Below are 19,010 nucleotides of genomic sequence, written 5' to 3' on the forward strand. Positions count from 1 at the left end.
TAATAGTTTCCGATATCGAAACAACCGAACGCAACCGGACAAGAAGGGCACGGCATGGCTGGCGAAAAGCAGGGATGGCTGGAACGCAGGCTGCACGCGGCGGCGTTGCGTCGCTGGTCCCAGGCTGCGGCCGCTGCCGAAACCACCGATTTGGCAGAGCTGCGCCAGCAGCGGGCGCGGGCGCGGCGGCTGAAAAACCACATCGACCGGCTGATCCACGTGTCGGAATCGCGTCTAGCCCTGCCCTTGATCGGCAACCAGAGCTTTCCACGCCCGGCCGATGCCGATTGGGCTTGGCGGCCTGAACTGTGGTGTGGGCCTTTGCCGGTGGCGGGGGTGTCCTCGGTCCAGTCCAAGTCGATGCTGGGTCATGAGGCGACGCTGTTCCACGATTGCGCCCATTCCGAGCTGACCCTGCGCCAGATCCGCAACATGCGCGAAGCGGACCTCGCGGCCTTTGGTCTGCGCATGGACGTGTTCCAGTTCACCGGCTCTTATCTGTCGTTGGCCATCGACCTGCCCGAAGAGGCGGCGCGCGGGCTCAAGCGCAAGCATCTGATCCGCATCGACACCATCGTTGAGATGGAAAAACCGCTCGAAATCTTCGCCCGTCTGAACATCAAGCACGGGCCGAACACCGAACAGATCGTGCGCGAACTGCCGCTGCACGAGGAAGACATCACCGTGGAATTCGACTTGGCCTACACCAAGCTGAACGAAAAGCGGGTGGAAAAGATGTGGCTCGACCTGATTTTCGAAGGGCCACAGATGAACCAGGTGATCCTGCGGGATCTGACCTTTAGCCGGCGCAAGCGGGCGGAACTGTAAGGAGAGCCGGGCATGAGCGCCTATACGCTGACCAAGACACGCTTCCGCGAAGGGGTCTGGACGGGCCTGTTGGTGGCCAAGCAAGCGGACGCGGCCCCGCCCGAGATCAATGTGACCCTGCGCGATCAGTCCGTCAAAGGCGTGACCGTGACGGCGACCGCCGAGGCGGGGCGCTACGCGGTGGAAATCCCGGTGCCGATCGAGGCGCTGGGGGACGGGGTGCAGACCTTTTTGATCTGCGACGCCAATGCCGACGTGGTGCTGGAAAGCTTTACCCTGATGGCGGGCGAGGCGCTTGGCGAGGATATCCGCGCCGAGGTGGAGCTGCTGCGCGCCGAGCTGGACATGCTCAAGCGCGCGTTCCGGCGTCATTGCCTGGAAACGATGTAAGCCTTAGGCGCGCCCGTAGGCCTCGGCCATGGCGATTTGCAGTGCGTCGCTGGGGGCTTTGTCGGTCCAGCTCATCAGCTGGAAAGCCGGGTAGTAGCGCTCGGCGCTGAGGACGGCGGCGTTGATCATGGTGTCGATCTGCTCGGGCGAGGCGGTGTTGCCCCCCGCCAGCACCAGACCGTACTTGTAAACCATCAGCTTTTGGGCGGCCCAATAGCTGAACGCGCCGGCCCAGCATTGATCGTTCACAAGGTTCAGCCCCTCGTGCAGGGTCGCCATGCGGTCGTGCGGCGGCTCCATCTCAAAGGTGCAGATCATCCGCAGCGTTTCGTCCCGCCCGGACCACGCCAGCGTGATCGAGTAGGTGCGCCACTGGCCTTCGACGGCCATCGCGATCTGGTCATCGCCGATACGGTCGAAATCCCAATCGTTGTGGGCCGCGATATCTTCTACGATATCAATGGGGTGCAGTTCTTCGGACAGATAATGCTCGGACAGGGCCATGCCACCACCTCTTTTTATATGCGCGCAAAAGGGGGTGAGGCCCCTAGCGCTAGCCGCCTGCTCTAGGGTCTGCGGGATATGCCGCGCGCCCTTACTAGATATGGTGCCAGTGCAAGGAGTCCGCTGTAAAGTGAAATGTTGTTGAAAACTCAATTTACCTGTGGACGAAATCGCGAAAAGAGTTACGATTCGGGCAATTGGGCCGAAATCTCTGTCAGCGCGCGGGTGAACAGCTGCTGGCTGCGGGACGGCGCGGTGTCTGGCCGTGTCATCAGGCCAACCGGCCCGGCGGTCAACCCCAAGTCCAGCGGAAGTGTTAACAGACGCCCGTCGGCAAGGTCTTGGGCCACCACGCCTTCGGAAATGAACCACAGCGCCTGCGCGTGCCGTAGGTAGTTGCGGCCAAAGGCGCCGGACACGCATTCGATCTGGTCGCGGAACGGCCCGAGCCCTTGCGCCACGCACCAGCGGTCGAGCAGGGGGCGGATCGCCGCGCCCTCGGGCGGGTAAAGGACCGCCCAGTCGGACAAATCCCCCGGCGCGAGGGTTTGTCCGGCCAAGGGGTGGTCCGGGGTGGTCACGCAGACCACGCGTTCTTGGTAAAGCTGGGTAAAGGACAGGCCGGTCATCATGCTGGCCGTGCCCATGCGCCCGATCACCATATCCAGCCCCCCGGCGCGCAGATCCGAGGTCAGCGCCCCATGCGCCCCGTCGCGCAGATGCAGCCGCGTGTCGGGCGACAACTGCCGGAACCGCGCCACCGCCTGCGGCATCAACCGCGCCGCGACCGAGGGCAGAGAGCCGACGCGCAAGACTTCGGCCCCGCCTTGTTTCAGCGCCGCGACCCCGTCAAATCCCCGCCGCAGCGCGGCGAGGCTCTGGCTCGCAAATTCCAGAAACACCTCGCCTTCGGGGGTCATGCGCACGCCGCCGCGGTCGCGCGTCATCAGGACGGCCCCAAGGATGTCCTCTAACTCTTTCAAAGTCTTGGACAAAGCGGGCTGCGACAGGTGCAGCTCTTGGCAGGCTGCCTTGAGAGAGCCTTGGCGCGCAATGGCGGTCAGCGCTTCGATGTGGCGGAACTTGATCCGGCGATCCATGGGATGCTTTCCATTTTAGGCAAGTATACAGACGAAAACGCAATTTTACATATCAAAAAGGTTCAGTCTAAATCCCCGCAAGAAGAGGAGAGTCTCATGCGTACTCAAGTTTGCATCATCGGCGGTGGCCCCTCTGGCCTGCTGCTGGCCCAGCTGTGCCATGTGGCCGGGATCGACGCGGTTGTGCTGGAACGCCGCAGCCGCGAACACGTGCTGACGCGCATCCGCGCAGGCGTTTTGGAAACCGGCTTTCTCAAGCTGTTGGAGCAGGCGCAGGTCAAAACCCGTATGGATACAATGGGTTACCCCCATGACGGCACCATGATCAGCTTTGAAAACCTCGAAGTGCGGATCGACTTTAAAAAGCACGCCAACACCCCGGTGATGGTCTACGGCCAGACCGAAGTGACCCGCGATCTGTACGACGCGCGCGAGGCGACCGGCGGCGTGACGCTGCATAATGTGGACGACGTCGAGATCATCAACGCGCCGCTGGACGGCGACGCACTGGCCAAGGTGCGCTTTACCCACGACGGTCAGACCAAGGAAATCACCTGCGATTACATCGCCGGCTGTGACGGTTTCCACGGCCCCTCGCGTCAGGCGATCCCGGCGGACAAGCGCCGCGAGTTCGAAAAGCTCTACCCGTTTGGCTGGCTCGGCATCCTGTCGGAAACGCCGCCGGTGCACCACGAGCTGATCTATGCCAACAGCGAACGCGGTTTCGCGCTGGCGTCGATGCGCAACGAGAACCTGTCGCGCTACTACATTCAGGCCCCCTTGGCGGACGATCCCGAGGATTGGACCGACGCCATGTTCTGGTCCGAGTTCAAGAAGCGCATCCCTGAACGCTTTGCCGATCAGCTGATCACCGGCCCGTCGATCGAGAAAAGCATCGCGCCGCTGCGCAGCTTTGTCTGTGAGCCGATGCAATATGGCCGCCTGTTCCTGGCCGGGGACAGCGCCCATATCGTGCCGCCCACCGGGGCCAAGGGCCTGAACACCGCCGCCAGCGACGTGCATTACCTGTTCGAGGCGTTGCAGGCGTGCTATCTGGACAAGGATCCCGCGGCGCTGGGGCTGTACTCGGAAAAGGCGCTGTCGCGTGTCTGGAAAACCCAGCGCTTCAGCTGGTGGATGACCAAGCTGCTGCACCGCTTCCCCGATACCGACGATTACGAGCTGCGCATCCAGCGCGCCGAGATCGAACACCTCGCCAGCATCGAATCCGCTCAGGCCATGCTGGCCATCAACTACGTGGGCCTGCCCTACTAAGCCCGGAGGCTGCCAATGACCAACCGTTACGACACCGGCATGAGCGTGCGCCGCAGCGTCCTTGGGGATGCCCACGTGGACCGCGCCGAAGCCAACAAGACCCCGCTGGACGAACCCTTTCAGACGCTGATCACCGAAAGCGCCTGGGGCACCGTCTGGGCCAGCGATGGCCTCTCGCGCCGCGAGCGGTCGATGCTGACCCTTGCGCTGCTCGCCGCTTGTGGCAACTTTGAGGAAATTCCCATGCACATCCGGGCCTGCGCCAACACCGGCGCCAGCAAAGAGGATGTCATGGAGGCCTTTCAGCACGTGGCGATTTACGCCGGCGTGCCCAAGGCCAACCACGCGATCAAACTGGCCAAGCAGACCTGGGCCGAGTTGGAAAAGTAACACCGGGAAACGCGCGAAACCTTCCCGAAGGAGGAGAGACCCATGCCGCTCAAAGGCGAATTCTACCAGCGTGACCGCGAATGGCATCCGCCCGCGTACACGCATGACTACAAGACCTCTGTCGCGCGTTCGCCGCAGAAGTCGCTGATCAGCCTCGACCAGACCGTGTCCGAGATCACCGGCCCGCGGTTCGGGCATAGCGACATTGCCGCCTTGGACAACGATCTGATCTATAACTACGCGGGCGAAGGCCAGTCGGCCATCGGTGAGCGGATCATCCTGCACGGGCGGGTTCTGGACGAAAACGCGCGCCCGGTGCCGAACACGCTGGTTGAAGCGTGGCAGGCCAACGCGGGCGGGCGCTATCGCCATAAAAAGGACACGTATCTTGCGCCCATCGACCCCAACTTTGGCGGGTGCGGGCGGACGCTGACGGATGAGAACGGCTATTATTTCTTCCGGACCGTGAAACCCGGTGCCTACCCGTGGCGCAACTGGGTCAACAGCTGGCGTCCTGCGCACATCCACCTGTCGATCTTTGGCACGGGCTTTACCCAGCGCCTGATCACCCAGTGCTATTTCGAAGGCGACCCGCTGCTGGGCAAATGTCCGATCGTCAAGACGATCCCGACGCAGGAAGGCCGCGACAGCCTTGTGGCCGCTTTGGACATGAACGCGACGATCCCGCTGGATACCATCGCCTACAAGTTCGACATTGTGTTGCGCGGTCGCCGCTCGACCCTGTTCGAAAACCGTCTGGAGGGGAACTGATGTATTTTCAGAAAAAGTGGGCACCGGTTTTTCGCCCGGAAAATACACGAGGAGAATGACCATGGTGCAAAAGCTTGAGTACCTCAAGGAAACCCCGTCGCAGACGGCGGGCCCCTATGTTCACATCGGCCTCGCCCCCGGCGCGGCGGGCTTTGACATCTACGAGCGCGAGCTGGGTCAGGACATCGCCGGCCCCAACGCCAAGGGCGAGCGCATTCGCATCGAAGGTCTGGTGATCGACGGCACCGGCAGCCCCGTCAAGGACGTGCTGCTGGAGGCGTGGCAGGCCAACGCGGACGGCATCTATCCGCACCCCGAAGTGGACGGCGACGTCGAAGAGGGCTTTCGCGGCTGGGGCCGGGTCATCACCAACTTTGAAACCGGCGAGTGGGGCTTTGACACGGTGAAACCGGGCTGCGTGCCGGGCCGCAATGGCAGCACCCAAGCGCCGCACATCAACCTGTGGATCGTGGCGCGCGGCATCAATGTGGGCCTGAACACTCGGATTTATTTCGACGATGAGGCAGAGGCCAACGCCAAGGACCCGATCATCAACATGATCGAATGGGAAAACCGCCGCGCGACGCTGATCGCCAAGCGCGGCGAGCGGGACGGGCAGGTGGTCTATCGCTTTGATGTCTACCTGCAAGGCGAGTCCGAGACCGTCTTTTTCGACATCTAAGTTACACATCCAAGGCGGGGACCGTTTGGCGCGGACCCTGCCTTTTTGCTATTCAAGGGGGCAACCCCGCTGCGCAACCTCTGGAGAGCGTAAATGACCAAACCCTGCATCATCTGCGTGGCGATCACTGGATCGGTCCCCACGACCAAGGACAACCCGGCGGTGCCCGTCACCATCGAGGCGCAGATCGAAAGCACCCACGAAGCATTCGAGGCGGGCGCGACCATCATGCACGCCCATGTGCGCAACGACGACGAAACCCCCACCTCGGACCCCGAGAAATTCGCGCGTCTGGTGGAAGGGGTGCAAAAGCACTGCCCCGGCATGATCATCCAGCTGTCCACCGGAGGGCGGTCGGGCGCGGGCAAGACGCGCGGCGGGATGTTGCCCCTGCGTCCGGACATGGCGTCGCTGTCGGTGGGGTCGAACAACTTTCCCACGCGCGTCTACGAGAACCCGCCCGATCTGGTCGATTGGCTGGCGTCCGAGATGCGCACCTATGACGTGAAACCCGAGATCGAGGCTTTTGACCTGAGCCACATCTTCAAGGCCGCCGAGATGAACCGCGACGGGCGCATCCCCGGCCAGCTGTATGTGCAGTTCGTCATGGGCGTAAAGAACGCCATGCCCTGCGACCGCGAAGTCTTTGACTACTATATCAAAACCGTGGAACGGCTTGCCCCCGATGCGCAGTGGTGCGCCGCCGGGATCGGTCGTCACCAGATCGAGGTCAACGAGTGGTCCATCGCCGCGGGCGGTCACACGCGCACCGGTCTGGAAGACAACATTCGCATCGACAAGAACACGCTGGCCCCGTCCAACGCGGCGCTGGTCAAGCGCGCCGCCGAGCTGTGCGAGAAATACGAGCGGCCCGTCGCCACGTGGCAACAGGCCCGCGAAATCCTTGGGCTGCGCCCCGCGTAAAACGTTTAACCCCGGCCACTGCGCCGGGGTTTTTCTTTAGGACAGGATCTGCGGGGCAAAGCAGGTCTGCTGCACCTGCGGCACGCTGCCCTTGGGCAGGACGGCAAAGCTTTGTTCGATCAAAACGGTATCGCCTTGGACCAGTTGAAAGGTCCACGTGCCCTGAACCAGCTCGTATTCGTGTTCGAACGTAAAGAGGTTCAGCAGGGTCTGCCCCGGCGCCACATCCGCCCCCCAGCGTTCCACCGTCACGCCCGCATCGCCCATGGGCGGGTGCTGCACCACCACGGTGAGCGCCTCTGGCACGCTGTTCTCAGCGATCTGTGCGCGGATGCCAAAGCTCAGCCCCCGCTCTGCGGGCACGGCAGAGGTGGTCACGTCGATGGGCTTGGACTGTTCGATGATGTTCAGGATGCCGCTCTCGGTGCCGGGGGCGGGGCGGGTGCCTTCGGGGTCGACCTGACAGATCACGCCGTGGTCGATCAGGGTCACGAGCGCGGCGTCGCTGCCGCTCTCGGCTTGGGCCATCGCGGCGCATAGGGACACAGCGGCGGCAAAGCGCAGTACGGTCATGAGCGGCCTCCTTTTGCCCTTGTCTAGCACGGGCGGCGGCAAAACAGCAGGGCAGGAAAGCCTGACCCACGCGAAGTTGACCGCCCAAAGAAAAAGCCCCCCGCGCGCGGCGGAGGGCTCTATCAGATCACGCGAAAGGCGTTTAGCCGATGGCGACGGCTTTGACGTCTTCGTCGATGTAGGGGACGTACTGTTCAAAGTTGTCCGCGAACATCTGCACCAGCTTTTGCGCCTGCGCGTCGTAGCCAGCCTTGTCTTCCCAGGTCTTGCGCGGGTCGAGCAGCAGCTCGGGCACACCTTCGACCGACACCGGCACGTCAAAGCCAAAGTTCACGTCTTTGCGGAACTCTGCCTCGTTGAGCGAGCCGTTCAGCGCGGCGGTCAGCAGGGCGCGGGTCGCCTTGATCGGCATCCGCGAGCCGGTGCCATATGCGCCGCCGGTCCAGCCGGTGTTCACCAGCCAGCAGGTCGCGCCGTGCTTGGCGATCTTGTCGCGCAGCAGGTTGCCGTATTCCTCGGGGCGACGCGGCATGAAGGGCGCGCCAAAGCAGGTCGAGAAGGTCGGCTCGGGCTCGGTCACGCCACGCTCGGTCCCGGCCACCTTGGAGGTGAAGCCGGACAGGAAGTGGTACATCGCCTGCGCCGGGGTCAGACGCGCGATCGGAGGCAGCACGCCGAACGCATCACAGGTCAGCATGATGATGTTCTTGGGGTGGCCACCCAGAGCGGTCTTGGACGCGTTGGAAATGTAGTGCAGCGGGTAAGCGCAGCGCATGTTGGCGGTCAGGCTGTCGTCTTCGAAGTCCAGATCGCGGGTCTCTTCGTCGTAGACCATGTTCTCGATCACGGTGCCGAATTTCTCGGTCGTGGCGTAGATTTCCGGCTCTGCTTCGGCGGACAGGTTGATGGTCTTGGCGTAGCAGCCGCCTTCGAAGTTGAAGGTGCCGCGCTCGGACCAGCCGTGCTCGTCGTCGCCGATCAGAACGCGATCGGGGTCAGCGGACAGGGTGGTCTTGCCGGTGCCGGACAGGCCAAAGAACACGGCGGTGTCGACCGGGTTGCCAACCGCATGGTTCGCCGAGCAGTGCATCGCCATGATGCCTTTGCCGGGCAGGATGTAGTTGAGCAGGGTAAAGATCGATTTCTTGTTCTCGCCCGCGTACTCGGTGTTGGCGATCAGGATGCGCTTTTTGTCAAAGTTCATCGCGACCACGGTGTCGGTGCGGCAGCCGTGCTTGGCCGGATCGGCCTTGAAGCTGGGGCAGTTGATGACGGTCCAATCGGCCTCGAACGTGTCCAGATCCTCGCGGTCGGGACGGCGCAGCATGTGGCGGATGAACAGGCCATGCCATGCCAGCTCGGTCACCATGCGCACGTCGATGGCGTTGGCCGGATCGGCGCCGCCCACCAGGTCCTGCACGTAGTAATCGCGGCCCTTCATGTGCTCGAGCATGTCCGCCTCAAGCGCGTCAAAGCCTTCGGGCGTCATGGGTGCGTTGTTTTCCCACCAGATCGAATCCTCGACCGACGGGGTGCGCACGATGAATTTGTCCTTGGGGGACCGGCCGGTGAACTTGCCGGTAGAGACAAGGAACGAACCGCCCTTGCCCAGAGCGCCTTCGCCCTTTTTCAAGGCCGCTTCGATCAGAGCGGGTTCCATGAGGTTATAATAGACATTACCCAGACCTTCGATCCCTTGATCTTCAAGCCGGAATTGCGGGTTGACCCGTCCAAATGTCATTGCCTTGCTCCTGTCGCAGCGCTGCTAGGGTAAGTTTGTTGCGGCGAAAATCTCGCCAGAGGAATTTTCTATAACATGACGTTTTTCGCGGTGAACAGGACGTAAACGCACAGTTAGCGCAACCATTTTCGGTTTAGCGCAACCAGCTTGTCGGTTTAGCGATACCAAGGCGGAAGCTTGCCGAAGTGACTTAAATGGTAAGGAAACAGGTGAGGCTTTTTAGCCATTCCTTTGCCAAAATCGCCTGCAATAAGGGCCAGAGTGTGGCCTGATTCGCACTTTGGCATTGCTGAAAAGTGGAAAATCTCCAATAGTGACCGGAAAAAACAGGCAAACAGAGCAGTATAAGGACAAGTCTAATGTCTAAAATCGCCCTTGTGGACGATGACAGGAATATCCTGACGTCGGTTTCGATGACTCTTGAGGCAGAGGGTTTCGAGGTGGAAACCTACAACGACGGGCAATCCGCGTTGGACGCCTTTAACAAGAAGATGCCCGATATGGCCGTCTTCGACATCAAGATGCCCCGCATGGACGGCATGGACCTGCTGCAACGCGTCCGCCAGAAATCCAAGATGCCGGTGATCTTCCTGACCTCCAAGGACGATGAGATCGACGAGGTGCTCGGCCTGCGCATGGGCGCCGACGATTACGTCAAAAAGCCGTTTTCGCAGCGTCTGCTGGTGGAACGCATCCGCGCGCTGCTACGCCGCCAAGAGGCGGTCGCCGGTGACGTCGTTGGCGACACCGAAGAGACCAAGCTGATGACGCGCGGTTCGCTGACCATGGACCCGCTGCGCCACGCGGTGACCTGGAAGGGCAACGATGTGTCCTTGACCGTGACGGAATTCCTTTTGCTTCAGGCGCTTGCGCAGCGTCCGGGCTTTGTCAAATCCCGCGATCAGCTGATGGACGTGGCCTATGACGATCAGGTGTACGTCGACGACCGCACCATCGACAGCCACATCAAACGTCTGCGTAAGAAAATGCGCACCGCTGACCCGGAGTTTTCGGCGATCGAAACGCTCTACGGGATCGGCTATCGGTACAACGAAGAGTAACTGATGGCCTTGGCCGAGCGGATAGGCATGGACGACGATCAGATCGATCGACGCGACTCGGATGTTGTTCTGGGCGATGACTGGATCGCCCCGGACAGCACGGTCGAGAAAGAGCTGCGCGACACCCGCGCGCGGCGCGGCCTTTTCACGCTCAATCGCTCGCCCCTGACTCGCAAGATCATCACCTTCAACCTGATCGCGCTGAACGTTCTGGCCGCCGGGATCCTGTGGCTGAACTCGTCGCGCGATACGCTCGCGGTGCAGCGCGTCAACGCTTTGCAGTCCGAGGTCGAGCTGATCGCCGACGTCTTCGAGGCGCAGCTGCCTATGGGCGCACCGGTCGCGCTTGGCACCTCGCCCGAGCTGGACGTGCAGGCCACCGTCGGCGGGCTGGAGCTGCGGCAAGGCACGCAGGTTTTGATCTACGACAGCGCCAATTTCCTCGTGGGCGAGACGGCGGGCAACATGGCGCCTGTCCTGTCCTCTGCCCAGCCCGAGGAAAAGCCGACGCTGATTTCCGACTTTTTGAACACGGTCTGGACCTCGGTCGCGGGCCTGTTCACCTATTTCGGCGATGAGCCGGATCTCGTCCTTGAGGACAAGCTGCGCCGCATGATCGAAGCTGGCCAGCCCGAGGTGACCCGCGTCGAAGCCGGCACCGGCCCCAGCGGCGAGACCTTGTTTCACGCCTTCAGCCCGATCCGGCAGGGCGATCTGATCATTGGCACCGTGGCGCTGGTGTCCACCGCCGCTGAAATCGACGCCGCCGTCAGCGCCGAGCGTGAGCGCGTCTTGCAGATGTTCGTCATTGCCACGCTGGTGTCCATTGGCCTCAGCCTTGTGCTGGCCTCGACCATCGCAAACCCGATTTCCGATCTGGCCGACGCCGCAGAGATTGGCCGCGACCGCAACCGCCGGTCCAAGACCACGGGCCGCATCCGTATCCCCGACCTGACCGCGCGCCCCGACGAAATCGGCCGCCTGTCCGGCGCTTTGCGCGGCATGGTCAGCGCGCTTTATGACCGGATCGACAGCAACGAACAGTTCGCCGCTGACGTCGCCCACGAGATCAAGAACCCGCTGGCCTCCTTGCGCTCTGCGGTCGGCTCTTTGCGCATGGTCAAGAAAGAGGATCACCGCCAGAAACTGCTGGACGTGATCGAACATGACGTGCGCCGCCTGGACCGTCTGGTGTCGGACATCTCTAATGCCTCGCGTCTGGATTCCGAGCTGGTCAAGGAAGAAGAGCAAGAGTTCGATCTGCTCAAGATGCTGGGCAACCTGTCGGAATTCCTTGGCGAAGACGCGCGCAAGAAGGGGGTCGAGTTCATCACCGACCTGCCCAAACGCCCGATCCAGATCCACGGCCTAGAAGCGCGTCTGGCGCAGGTCTTTGTGAACCTGATCACCAATGCGATTTCCTTTTGCGAGGATGGCGACGCGATCCGCGTCTGGGCGCGCCGCCGCGACAACCGCGTGCTGGTCGTCGTCGAGGACACCGGCCCTGGCATCCCCGAAGAGGCTTTGGCCAAGATTTTCAAGCGCTTCTACACCTCGCGTCCACAGTCCGATTTCGGCAATAACTCCGGTCTTGGTCTGGCGATTTCCAAGCAGATCGTCGAGGCGCATGGCGGCGTGATCTGGGCCGAAAACATCCGCCCCACCGAAGCAGACGTCACATCGGAACCCTTGGGCGCGCGTTTCGTCGTCGGCCTTCCGATCTAAGCCATGACCTTGGTGCACGCCACGACCGTCGCTGTGGCAGGCCGCGCTTTGCTGATCCAAGGGCCGTCGGGCAGCGGCAAATCCGGGCTGGCGCTGGAAATGATGGCCCGCGGGGCGCAGCTGGTATCCGACGATCAAACCGTGCTGACCGTCAGCGACAAAGGGATTCTCGCCGACGCCCCGGACGCCATCAAGGGCATGATCGAATCGCGTGGGATCGGCCTGCTCAATGCCGCGCCCGCCGGGCCGACGCCGCTTGCTGCCGTTTTGGATATGTCGCAAACCGATGGGGCACGCCTGCCGCCTATACGAAAGATAAAACTTTTGGGGCACGACTTGCCCTTGCTTCACAATTTCGCGTCCCCCTATTTTGCGGCAGGTCTCGTGCAATATCTTAAAGGGGACCGGAGAGAGCATTCGTGACCCAGGATTTGCGCACATCTCAACATGTTGTCCTTGTGACCGGGCCAGCGGGTGCCGGGCGGTCGACTGCGATCAACGCGCTTGAGGACTTTGGGTTCGAGGCCATCGACAACATCCCCCTCAGCCTGATCCCCCGCCTGATCGAAGGCGGGGCGGTGACGCGGCCGCTTGCCTTGGGGATCGACACGCGTAACCGCGATTTCAGCGCGGCAGGCGTGACCGAGCTGCGCGACATGCTACGGCAGCGCCCCGATCTGACCGTTGATCTGACCTATCTCGATGCCTCGCCCGACGTGCTGGCACGGCGCTATTCGGAAACGCGTCGCCGTCACCCTCTGGCGCCGCTCGACACGCCCGCCGATGGCATCGCGCGCGAACTGGCCTTGCTCGAAGACTTGCGCGCCCACGCCGACATCCTGATCGACACCTCGGCCCTGACGGTCCACGACCTGCGCGCCGAGATGGAAGGGTGGTTCGGCGAGCAGGTCGCGCAGGGCGTTGCGATCTCTGTCCAGAGCTTTTCCTACAAACGCGGGCTGCCGCAGGGCTTGGACATGGCGTTTGACTGCCGGTTTCTGCGCAATCCGCATTGGGAGCCGGACTTGCGCGCCTTTACCGGCCAAAACCCTGATGTGGCTGACTATATTGCGCAGGATGCGCGCTTTGCCCCGTTCCTCGAAAAGGTCGCTGATCTGCTGTTGTTCATGCTTCCCGGCGTTGTCCAAGAGGGCAAAGCGCATTTCGCCATCGGTTTTGGCTGCACCGGGGGTAAACATAGATCGGTCTGCATGGCGGAATCCGTCACGGCAGCCCTTGCGCAAGAAGGCTGGCGGGTGTCAATTAGACACCGAGAGCTTGAACGGCGCGGCGCTGCCGCCTTGTCGGGCCCCCAAGTTGGAAAGGAATCCCAGTGATCGGAATTGTGATCGTGGCGCATGGCGGCTTGGCGAAGGAATACCTCGCCGCGGTCGAACATGTGGTCGGCAGGCAGCCCGGCATGATTGCGATCTCGATCGAGGCTGACTGCGATCGAACGATCAAACAGGCCGAGATTTGCGACGCCGCGAACGACGTCGACAGCGGCCAGGGCGTGGTTGTGGTGACCGACATGTTTGGCGGCTCGCCGTCCAATCTGTCGCTGAACGCCTGTCGCCCCGATGATCGCCGCATCTTGTACGGCGCGAACCTGCCCATGCTGATCAAACTGGCGAAAAGCCGCGACAAAACCGTCCCCGAGGCGGTGCGCACCGCGCTAGAGGCCGGTCGCAAGTACATTGACAGCCAGAACATTCCGGCCGATTAAGCGCCGCCCCCAAATTCAGGACACACCATGACCGACGCCACCCGCCGCTCGCTGAAGATCGTGAACGAGAAAGGCCTGCACGCCCGCGCGTCGGCCAAATTGGTCGAGGTCGTCGAGGGGTTCGACGCATCGGCAGAAGTGTCACGTGACGGCATGTCCGCGGGCGGAGACAGCATCATGGGCCTTTTGATGTTGGCAGCTGCCAAGGGAACCACTATTGAGGTCCAGACATCCGGTCCTGACGCCGAGGCTTTGGCAGACGCCATCGAAGCGCTTGTCGCCGACCGGTTCGGGGAGGATTGTTAGGTCCGGGCGACGGCTCGGCAAAGGGATTTGAAGGCGCATGGTGGAAAGTACCCAAGCGACGCAATTGGACGAGGCGCCCGTCACGGCCGCCGATGCCCCCTATGACAAGCGCAAAGTCTCTTACGCCAACACCTTTCCCAACCCGATCAAAGCCAACACCATCCGGGTGATGGAGTGGCTGACCGGCAAGATCCCCTTGCTGCGCATGGTGCGCCGCTTTGAACGTATGGGCCCCGCTGAGGGCCAGGCGTTCTGGAGCCAAGCGCTTGATATCATGGGGATCGACCTGCTGACCCCGCCCGAGCAGATCGCCCACATCCCCAAGACCGGCCCGGTGATCGTGGTGGCGAACCACCCGCATGGGCTTGTCGATGGCATGGTGCTGGCCGAGCTGATTGGCCGCGTCCGCACCGATTACAAGATCCTGACCCGCTCGCTGTTGACCGGCGTGCAAGAGGTCGAGCCGTTCATGATCCCGGTTCCCTTCCCGCACGAGGCGGACGCCCGCGAGCAAAGCCTGGAAATGCGCGCCCGCGCCATGGAGCATCTCAAGCAAGGGGGCGTGATCGTGCTGTTCCCGTCCGGCGTCGTGGCGCATTCGGAAACTTGGTGGGGCCCGGCGATCGAAGCGGGCTGGAACCCGTTTACCGCCAAGATGATCACGCGATCCGGCGCAACCGTGGTGCCGATCCACTTTCCAGGGCAGAACTCCCGCGCCTATCAAATTGCCAACAAATTGTCGGCGACCTTGCGGCAGGGTTTGCTGATCCACGAGGTGATCCACGCCTGCAACCGGGCGCAAAAGCCGGTGGTTGGCGCGCCTTTGTCGCCGCAAGAGATCAAAGAGTTCGCAGGTGGCCCGCGCGAGCTAGTGGCCATGCTGCGCGCGCGGGTGATGGCCCTCGGCAATAGCTAAGGGCCACGGCGTTCAGCGCGTCGGCACCGGCGTCTCACCGCGATAATCGTAGAAACCGCGCTGCGTTTTGCGGCCCAGCCAGCCGGCCTCGACGTATTTCGTCAGCAGCGGGCAGGGACGGTATTTGGTATCCGCCAAGCCATCGTGCAGCACGTTCATGATCGCCAGACAGGTGTCCAGCCCGATGAAATCCGCCAGCTCCAGCGGCCCCATGGGGTGGTTCGCGCCAAGCTTCATCGCCATGTCGATGGACTGCACGTTGCCCACGCCTTCGTACAGGGTATAGCAGGCCTCGTTGATCATCGGGATCAAGATGCGGTTAACGATAAAGGCGGGGAAGTCCTCGGCGCTGGCGGCGGTCTTGTTCAGCTTTCCCACCACAGCAAGGCAGGCGTCATAGGTGTCCTTGTCGGTGGCGATGCCGCGGATCAGCTCGACCAGCTGCATCAGCGGCACCGGGTTCATGAAATGGAACCCCATGAATTTTTCGGGCCGGTCGGTGCGGCTGGCCAGACGGGTAATCGAGATCGACGAGGTGTTCGAGGTCAGGATCGTCTCGGGCTTGAGATCGGGCAACAAAGCCTCGAAAATCTTATGCTTAATCTCTTCACGCTCTGTGGCGGCCTCGATCACAAGGTCGGTCTGCGCCACATCGGCCAGTGACAGCGTCGTTTTGATCCGCCCCATGGCGGCGTCGCGTTCCTCGGCAGAGATCTTGTCCCGGCTGACCTGACGGTCGAGGTTCTTACCGATCAACGCAAAAGCGCTGTCCAGCGCATCCTGACTGATGTCGTTCAAGCGCACATCGTACCCCGCCAAGGCCATCACGTGCGCGATGCCGTTGCCCATCTGCCCGGCGCCCACGATGCCGACCGATTTGATCTCCATGCCCGTCATCCTTTTTGGTTTCACGCAACCATAGGCCCGCAAAAGGGCAGGCCGCAAGGGCAGGTCCAAAGAGTTCTATACGCTTTTTAACATTAGCTAAATCGCAAGAGATTTCAGCGAATCTATGTGTTGGGTGAGAAAAAATAGGTGGGTGATATGTCCGTACATGGCGGGGGCCATGGCGCCCTTGAATATTATCCGTGTCGCTATGGCGGCTCGCGAATCCTGTTTCGCGGTCCTCGGCGGCAATTGGATCAAAAATACATTGCCTTTCTGGGCAGTACCGAAACCTATGGGCGGTTCATCGAACGACCCTATCCGGGTTTGGTTGAGAAACGCTTGTCGATGGCTTGCGTGAATTTCGGTGTCGTGAACGCCGGGGTTGATCTGTATCTGAACGATCCGTCTGTCCTGAGCCTTGTGGTGGGGGCCGAGGCCAAGGTCGTGCAGTTGATGGGCGCGCAGAACATGTCCAATCGGTATTACTCCGTGCATCCGCGCCGGAATGATCGCTTTTTGAAGGCATCAGAACGTTTGGAGAACCTCTATCCAGAGGTCGATTTTACCGAGTTCCATTTTGTCCGGCACATGCTGGGGCAGCTGCATGACATCTCGGCAGAGCGGTTCTCTGAGGTTGTCACCGAGCTGCGGCAGGCCTGGGTTGCCCGGATGAAGAACATCCTGACGCAAATCCGGGGCAAAGTTGTGCTGTTGTGGTTTGCCGATCATCCGGTGCCGATCGAGGGCAGCATTCCAACCGCCAGCGATCCCTTGTTCGTCACGCGTGACATGGTCGAAACCCTGCGTCCGCGCGTGACCGCAACGGTCGAGGTTGTGCCGTCCGAAGCGGCGCTTTCAGCGGGCACCAGCGGCATGGTCTATTCCGATTTCGAGGCATGCGCCGCCGCTGAAGTCATGGGGCCGCTCGCCCATCTCGAGGTGGCGCGCGCGCTTGAGGACATTCTTGCGCCCTTGATCGGGGCGGAGCCCGAGGCATGAAAAAAAAGGCCCACCGCGGGGATGGGCCTTTTGAAATGTTCAACGAAAGCGGTTGCTTACAACTTGCCAGTCAGTTCCGGCACGGCTTCGAACAGGTCTGCGACCAGGCCGTAGTCCGCCACTTGGAAGATCGGGGCTTCTTCGTCCTTGTTGATCGCGACGATCACCTTGGAGTCCTTCATGCCCGCGAGGTGCTGGATCGCACCCGAGATGCCGACCGCGACGTACAGGTCCGGTGCCACGACCTTGCCGGTCTGACCCACCTGCCAGTCGTTCGGTGCAAAGCCCGAATCGACTGCCGCGCGGGATGCACCGACTGCCGCGCCCAGCTTGTCTGCCAGCGCTTCGATGATCTTGAAGTCTTCTTCGGAGCCAACGCCGCGGCCGCCGGAAACAACGATGCCAGCCGAGGTCAGCTCGGGGCGATCGCTTTCGGCAACCTTGTCTTCGACCCATTCGGACAGGCCGGGGTTGTCGGCTGCGGCCACGTCGGACACCGAAGCAGAGCCGCCGGTGCCAGCCGCGTCAAAGGTCGAGGTGCGGAAGGTGATAACCTTCTTTTCATCCTTGGACTTTACAGTCTGGATGGCGTTGCCCGCGTAGATCGGACGCTCAAACGTGTCGGCATCGACAACGCCGGTCACGTCCGAGATCGCCATCACGTCCAGCAGCGCGGCAACGCGCGGCAGGATGTTCTTGGCGTCCGTGGTGGCGGGGGCGACGATGTGGGAATAGTCGCCAGCCAGCGACACGATCAGCGCCGCGGTGGGCTCCGCAAGGCGGTGACCATAGGTGGCGTCTTCGGCCACCAGAACAGCGGCAACACCGTCGATGGTCGCAGCTTCGGCAGCTGCGTCCTTGGCGGAGGAGCCGACGGCCAGAACGGTCACGGGGCCCAGCGACTTGGCCGCGGACACGGCCTTGGCGGTGGCGTCCATCGCCAGCGCGCCGTCGTTGATTTCAGCAAGCAGGAGTACAGCCATCAGACGATCCCCTTTTCCTTGAGTTTCGCAACCAGCTCGTCGACCGAGCCAACCATTTCACCAGCCGAACGCGCGGCGGGCTCGTCGGTTTTGACGATCTCGAGACGCGGGCTGACGTCGACGCCATAGTCGGCGGCGGTCTTTTCATCCAAAGGCTTTTTCTTGGCCTTCATGATGTTCGGCAGCGACGCGTAGCGCGGCTCGTTCAGACGCAGGTCGGTGGTGATGATCGTCGGCAGCTTGACCTTGATGGTCTGCAGGCCGCCGTCCACTTCGCGGGTCACAACAGCGCTGTCGCCGTCCACGTCCACGGTGTTGGCGTTGGTCGCCTGCGAGCACCCCATCAGCGCGGCCAGCATCTGACCGGTAGCGCCCAGATCGTTGTCGATCGCCTGCTTGCCGGCCAGAACGATACCCGGCTCTTCTTCCTTGACGATGGCGGCAAGGATTTTCGCAACGGCCAGCGGCTCGATGTCGGTGTGCACGTCATCGGCGGCCACGACGAGGATCGCGCGGTCGGCGCCCATGGCCAGCGCGGTGCGCAGGGTTTCCTGCGCCTGCTTGACGCCGATGGACACAGCGACGATTTCGGTCGCTTTGCCGGCTTCTTTCAGGCGGATCGCCTCTTCGACAGCGATTTCGTCGAAGGGGTTCATCGACATCTTGACGTTCGCGAGATCAACACCCGTGCCATCCGCTTTGACGCGGACCTTCACGTTGTAATCAATCACGCGCTTGACGGGTACGAGTACCTTCATAAGCGTGTCTCTCCTCAGTACAGCGGGTGCCCCCGCAAAAGATTCCTCTGACGATGGTGTAACGCGCGCCGTCCGGCTGAAACAGAGCAAAAACGTCTTGTTGCGGCTGAACTACGTCGCGTATTCCGATAACGCCACCTGAATGGGTGCATATTTGTCGCGCACTATAATTACAATAGCAGCGCAGAAAACATCAGATAATTACGCTGCGACAGCATAGCGCGCCTAGCTGGCCTCTAGGCAACGCATGATATGCGAGGCCTGCACGGTTCGCGTTGGCCTGCATGATGCCGGGCAAGAGATAGCGGGCCAGCTGCGGCTCGGCGATGCCGTCGAAGGCGCAGAGATACCAGTCGCCTCGCCAAGCGTCGGACAGGCTGCGCGCGCTGACGGTGTAGAAATGTTGATCGTGCTCGGCATCCATACAGCACGCGGTGCAAGCGCGATGAGACGGCGGGCGGCGCGCGTCA

Annotated in this window: 23 protein-coding genes; 15 read left to right on the forward strand and 8 right to left on the reverse strand. The window is 61.9% G+C overall.

What is annotated here, in order from left to right:
- Positions 1 to 54 precede the first annotated feature (54 nt).
- Positions 55 to 828 carry a DUF6478 family protein gene (locus tag B9A11_RS18205; RefSeq protein WP_058247749.1) on the forward strand — a complete coding sequence of 258 codons (774 nt, stop codon included), beginning with the start codon at positions 55 to 57 and terminating at the stop codon, positions 826 to 828.
- A 12-nt stretch (positions 829 to 840) separates the two neighbouring features.
- A complete protein-coding gene (locus tag B9A11_RS18210; protein WP_058247748.1) occupies positions 841 to 1,218 on the forward strand; it encodes a hypothetical protein in 378 nt (125 codons plus the stop codon).
- 3 nt (positions 1,219 to 1,221) lie between these two features.
- Here the strand turns inward: B9A11_RS18210 and B9A11_RS18215 are convergent, their stop codons facing one another.
- Both B9A11_RS18215 and pcaQ read right to left on the reverse strand, forming a co-directional pair.
- The gene (locus B9A11_RS18215; protein ID WP_058247747.1) at positions 1,222 to 1,722 is read right to left on the reverse strand and encodes a type III secretion system chaperone family protein; all 501 of its coding nucleotides are present in this window, start codon (positions 1,720 to 1,722) and stop codon (positions 1,222 to 1,224) included.
- 182 nt (positions 1,723 to 1,904) lie between these two features.
- On the reverse strand, positions 1,905 to 2,822 hold the full coding sequence (gene pcaQ, locus B9A11_RS18220) for a pca operon transcription factor PcaQ (protein WP_058247746.1): 918 nt from the start codon (positions 2,820 to 2,822) through the stop codon (positions 1,905 to 1,907).
- Between the two features lie 96 nt (positions 2,823 to 2,918).
- On the opposite strand from pcaQ, the gene pobA reads away from it, so the two are divergent.
- From pobA to B9A11_RS18245, 5 genes are all read left to right on the forward strand, one after another.
- A complete protein-coding gene (gene pobA / locus B9A11_RS18225) occupies positions 2,919 to 4,097 on the forward strand; it encodes a 4-hydroxybenzoate 3-monooxygenase (RefSeq protein WP_058247745.1) in 1,179 nt (392 codons plus the stop codon).
- Between the two features lie 15 nt (positions 4,098 to 4,112).
- A complete protein-coding gene (gene pcaC / locus B9A11_RS18230) occupies positions 4,113 to 4,487 on the forward strand; it encodes a 4-carboxymuconolactone decarboxylase (protein WP_058247744.1) in 375 nt (124 codons plus the stop codon).
- Positions 4,488 to 4,529: 42 nt separating this feature from the next.
- Positions 4,530 to 5,258: a protocatechuate 3,4-dioxygenase subunit beta gene (gene pcaH, locus B9A11_RS18235; RefSeq protein ID WP_058247743.1), complete on the forward strand. Its 729-nt coding sequence runs from the start codon at positions 4,530 to 4,532 to the stop codon at positions 5,256 to 5,258.
- 61 nt (positions 5,259 to 5,319) lie between these two features.
- Positions 5,320 to 5,940, forward strand: coding sequence for a protocatechuate 3,4-dioxygenase subunit alpha (pcaG, locus tag B9A11_RS18240; RefSeq protein ID WP_058247871.1), 621 nt, complete (start codon positions 5,320 to 5,322; stop codon positions 5,938 to 5,940).
- Positions 5,941 to 6,033: 93 nt separating this feature from the next.
- A complete protein-coding gene (locus B9A11_RS18245) occupies positions 6,034 to 6,864 on the forward strand; it encodes a 3-oxoadipate:acetyl-CoA acetyltransferase (protein ID WP_058247742.1) in 831 nt (276 codons plus the stop codon).
- Between the two features lie 36 nt (positions 6,865 to 6,900).
- Here B9A11_RS18245 and B9A11_RS18250 read toward each other — a convergent pair whose 3' ends face one another.
- Positions 6,901 to 7,437, reverse strand: coding sequence for a DUF3859 domain-containing protein (locus B9A11_RS18250; protein WP_058247741.1), 537 nt, complete (start codon positions 7,435 to 7,437; stop codon positions 6,901 to 6,903).
- 142 nt (positions 7,438 to 7,579) lie between these two features.
- The gene (locus B9A11_RS18255; RefSeq protein ID WP_058247740.1) at positions 7,580 to 9,178 is read right to left on the reverse strand and encodes a phosphoenolpyruvate carboxykinase; all 1,599 of its coding nucleotides are present in this window, start codon (positions 9,176 to 9,178) and stop codon (positions 7,580 to 7,582) included.
- Between the two features lie 359 nt (positions 9,179 to 9,537).
- Between B9A11_RS18255 and B9A11_RS18260 the strand changes: the two genes are divergently transcribed.
- Genes B9A11_RS18260 through B9A11_RS18290 form a run of 7 tightly spaced genes read left to right on the forward strand, consistent with a single transcriptional unit; the run spans position 9,538 to position 14,912 of the window.
- Positions 9,538 to 10,239 carry a response regulator transcription factor gene (locus B9A11_RS18260; protein ID WP_058247739.1) on the forward strand — a complete coding sequence of 234 codons (702 nt, stop codon included), beginning with the start codon at positions 9,538 to 9,540 and terminating at the stop codon, positions 10,237 to 10,239.
- 3 nt (positions 10,240 to 10,242) lie between these two features.
- The gene (locus B9A11_RS18265) at positions 10,243 to 11,964 is read left to right on the forward strand and encodes a sensor histidine kinase (RefSeq protein ID WP_186009197.1); all 1,722 of its coding nucleotides are present in this window, start codon (positions 10,243 to 10,245) and stop codon (positions 11,962 to 11,964) included.
- Positions 11,965 to 12,012: 48 nt separating this feature from the next.
- Positions 12,013 to 12,387 carry an HPr kinase/phosphorylase gene (locus tag B9A11_RS18270; RefSeq protein ID WP_234988897.1) on the forward strand — a complete coding sequence of 125 codons (375 nt, stop codon included), beginning with the start codon at positions 12,013 to 12,015 and terminating at the stop codon, positions 12,385 to 12,387.
- The gene (gene rapZ / locus B9A11_RS18275) at positions 12,384 to 13,301 is read left to right on the forward strand and encodes an RNase adapter RapZ (RefSeq protein ID WP_058247737.1); all 918 of its coding nucleotides are present in this window, start codon (positions 12,384 to 12,386) and stop codon (positions 13,299 to 13,301) included. The genes B9A11_RS18270 and rapZ overlap by 4 nt, the downstream gene beginning before the upstream one ends.
- On the forward strand, positions 13,298 to 13,690 hold the full coding sequence (locus tag B9A11_RS18280; RefSeq protein WP_058247736.1) for a PTS sugar transporter subunit IIA: 393 nt from the start codon (positions 13,298 to 13,300) through the stop codon (positions 13,688 to 13,690). The genes rapZ and B9A11_RS18280 overlap by 4 nt, the downstream gene beginning before the upstream one ends.
- Before the next feature lie 27 nt (positions 13,691 to 13,717).
- Positions 13,718 to 13,996 (forward strand): HPr family phosphocarrier protein, encoded by a 279-nt coding sequence (locus B9A11_RS18285; protein WP_058247735.1) that lies wholly within the window; start codon positions 13,718 to 13,720, stop codon positions 13,994 to 13,996.
- Between the two features lie 37 nt (positions 13,997 to 14,033).
- The gene (locus B9A11_RS18290; protein ID WP_058247734.1) at positions 14,034 to 14,912 is read left to right on the forward strand and encodes a lysophospholipid acyltransferase family protein; all 879 of its coding nucleotides are present in this window, start codon (positions 14,034 to 14,036) and stop codon (positions 14,910 to 14,912) included.
- Between the two features lie 12 nt (positions 14,913 to 14,924).
- Here B9A11_RS18290 and B9A11_RS18295 read toward each other — a convergent pair whose 3' ends face one another.
- On the reverse strand, positions 14,925 to 15,800 hold the full coding sequence (locus B9A11_RS18295; RefSeq protein WP_058247733.1) for a 3-hydroxybutyryl-CoA dehydrogenase: 876 nt from the start codon (positions 15,798 to 15,800) through the stop codon (positions 14,925 to 14,927).
- A 156-nt stretch (positions 15,801 to 15,956) separates the two neighbouring features.
- On the opposite strand from B9A11_RS18295, the gene B9A11_RS18300 reads away from it, so the two are divergent.
- Positions 15,957 to 16,799: a DUF6473 family protein gene (locus tag B9A11_RS18300; protein WP_058247732.1), complete on the forward strand. Its 843-nt coding sequence runs from the start codon at positions 15,957 to 15,959 to the stop codon at positions 16,797 to 16,799.
- Positions 16,800 to 16,855: 56 nt separating this feature from the next.
- Here the strand turns inward: B9A11_RS18300 and B9A11_RS18305 are convergent, their stop codons facing one another.
- From B9A11_RS18305 to B9A11_RS21225, 3 genes are all read right to left on the reverse strand, one after another.
- Entirely contained in the window at positions 16,856 to 17,782 is a 927-nt protein-coding gene (locus tag B9A11_RS18305; RefSeq protein ID WP_058247731.1) for an electron transfer flavoprotein subunit alpha/FixB family protein, read from the reverse strand.
- A complete protein-coding gene (locus B9A11_RS18310) occupies positions 17,782 to 18,540 on the reverse strand; it encodes an electron transfer flavoprotein subunit beta/FixA family protein (protein ID WP_058247730.1) in 759 nt (252 codons plus the stop codon). Before B9A11_RS18310 ends, B9A11_RS18305 begins: the two co-directional genes overlap by 1 nt.
- Positions 18,541 to 18,733: 193 nt before the next feature.
- On the reverse strand, positions 18,734 to 18,964 hold the full coding sequence (locus B9A11_RS21225) for a hypothetical protein (protein WP_143595924.1): 231 nt from the start codon (positions 18,962 to 18,964) through the stop codon (positions 18,734 to 18,736).
- Positions 18,965 to 19,010: the final 46 nt, after the last annotated feature.

It is taken from the genome of Tropicibacter naphthalenivorans (assembly GCF_900176475.1).
GTDB lineage: Bacteria > Pseudomonadota > Alphaproteobacteria > Rhodobacterales > Rhodobacteraceae > Tropicibacter > Tropicibacter naphthalenivorans.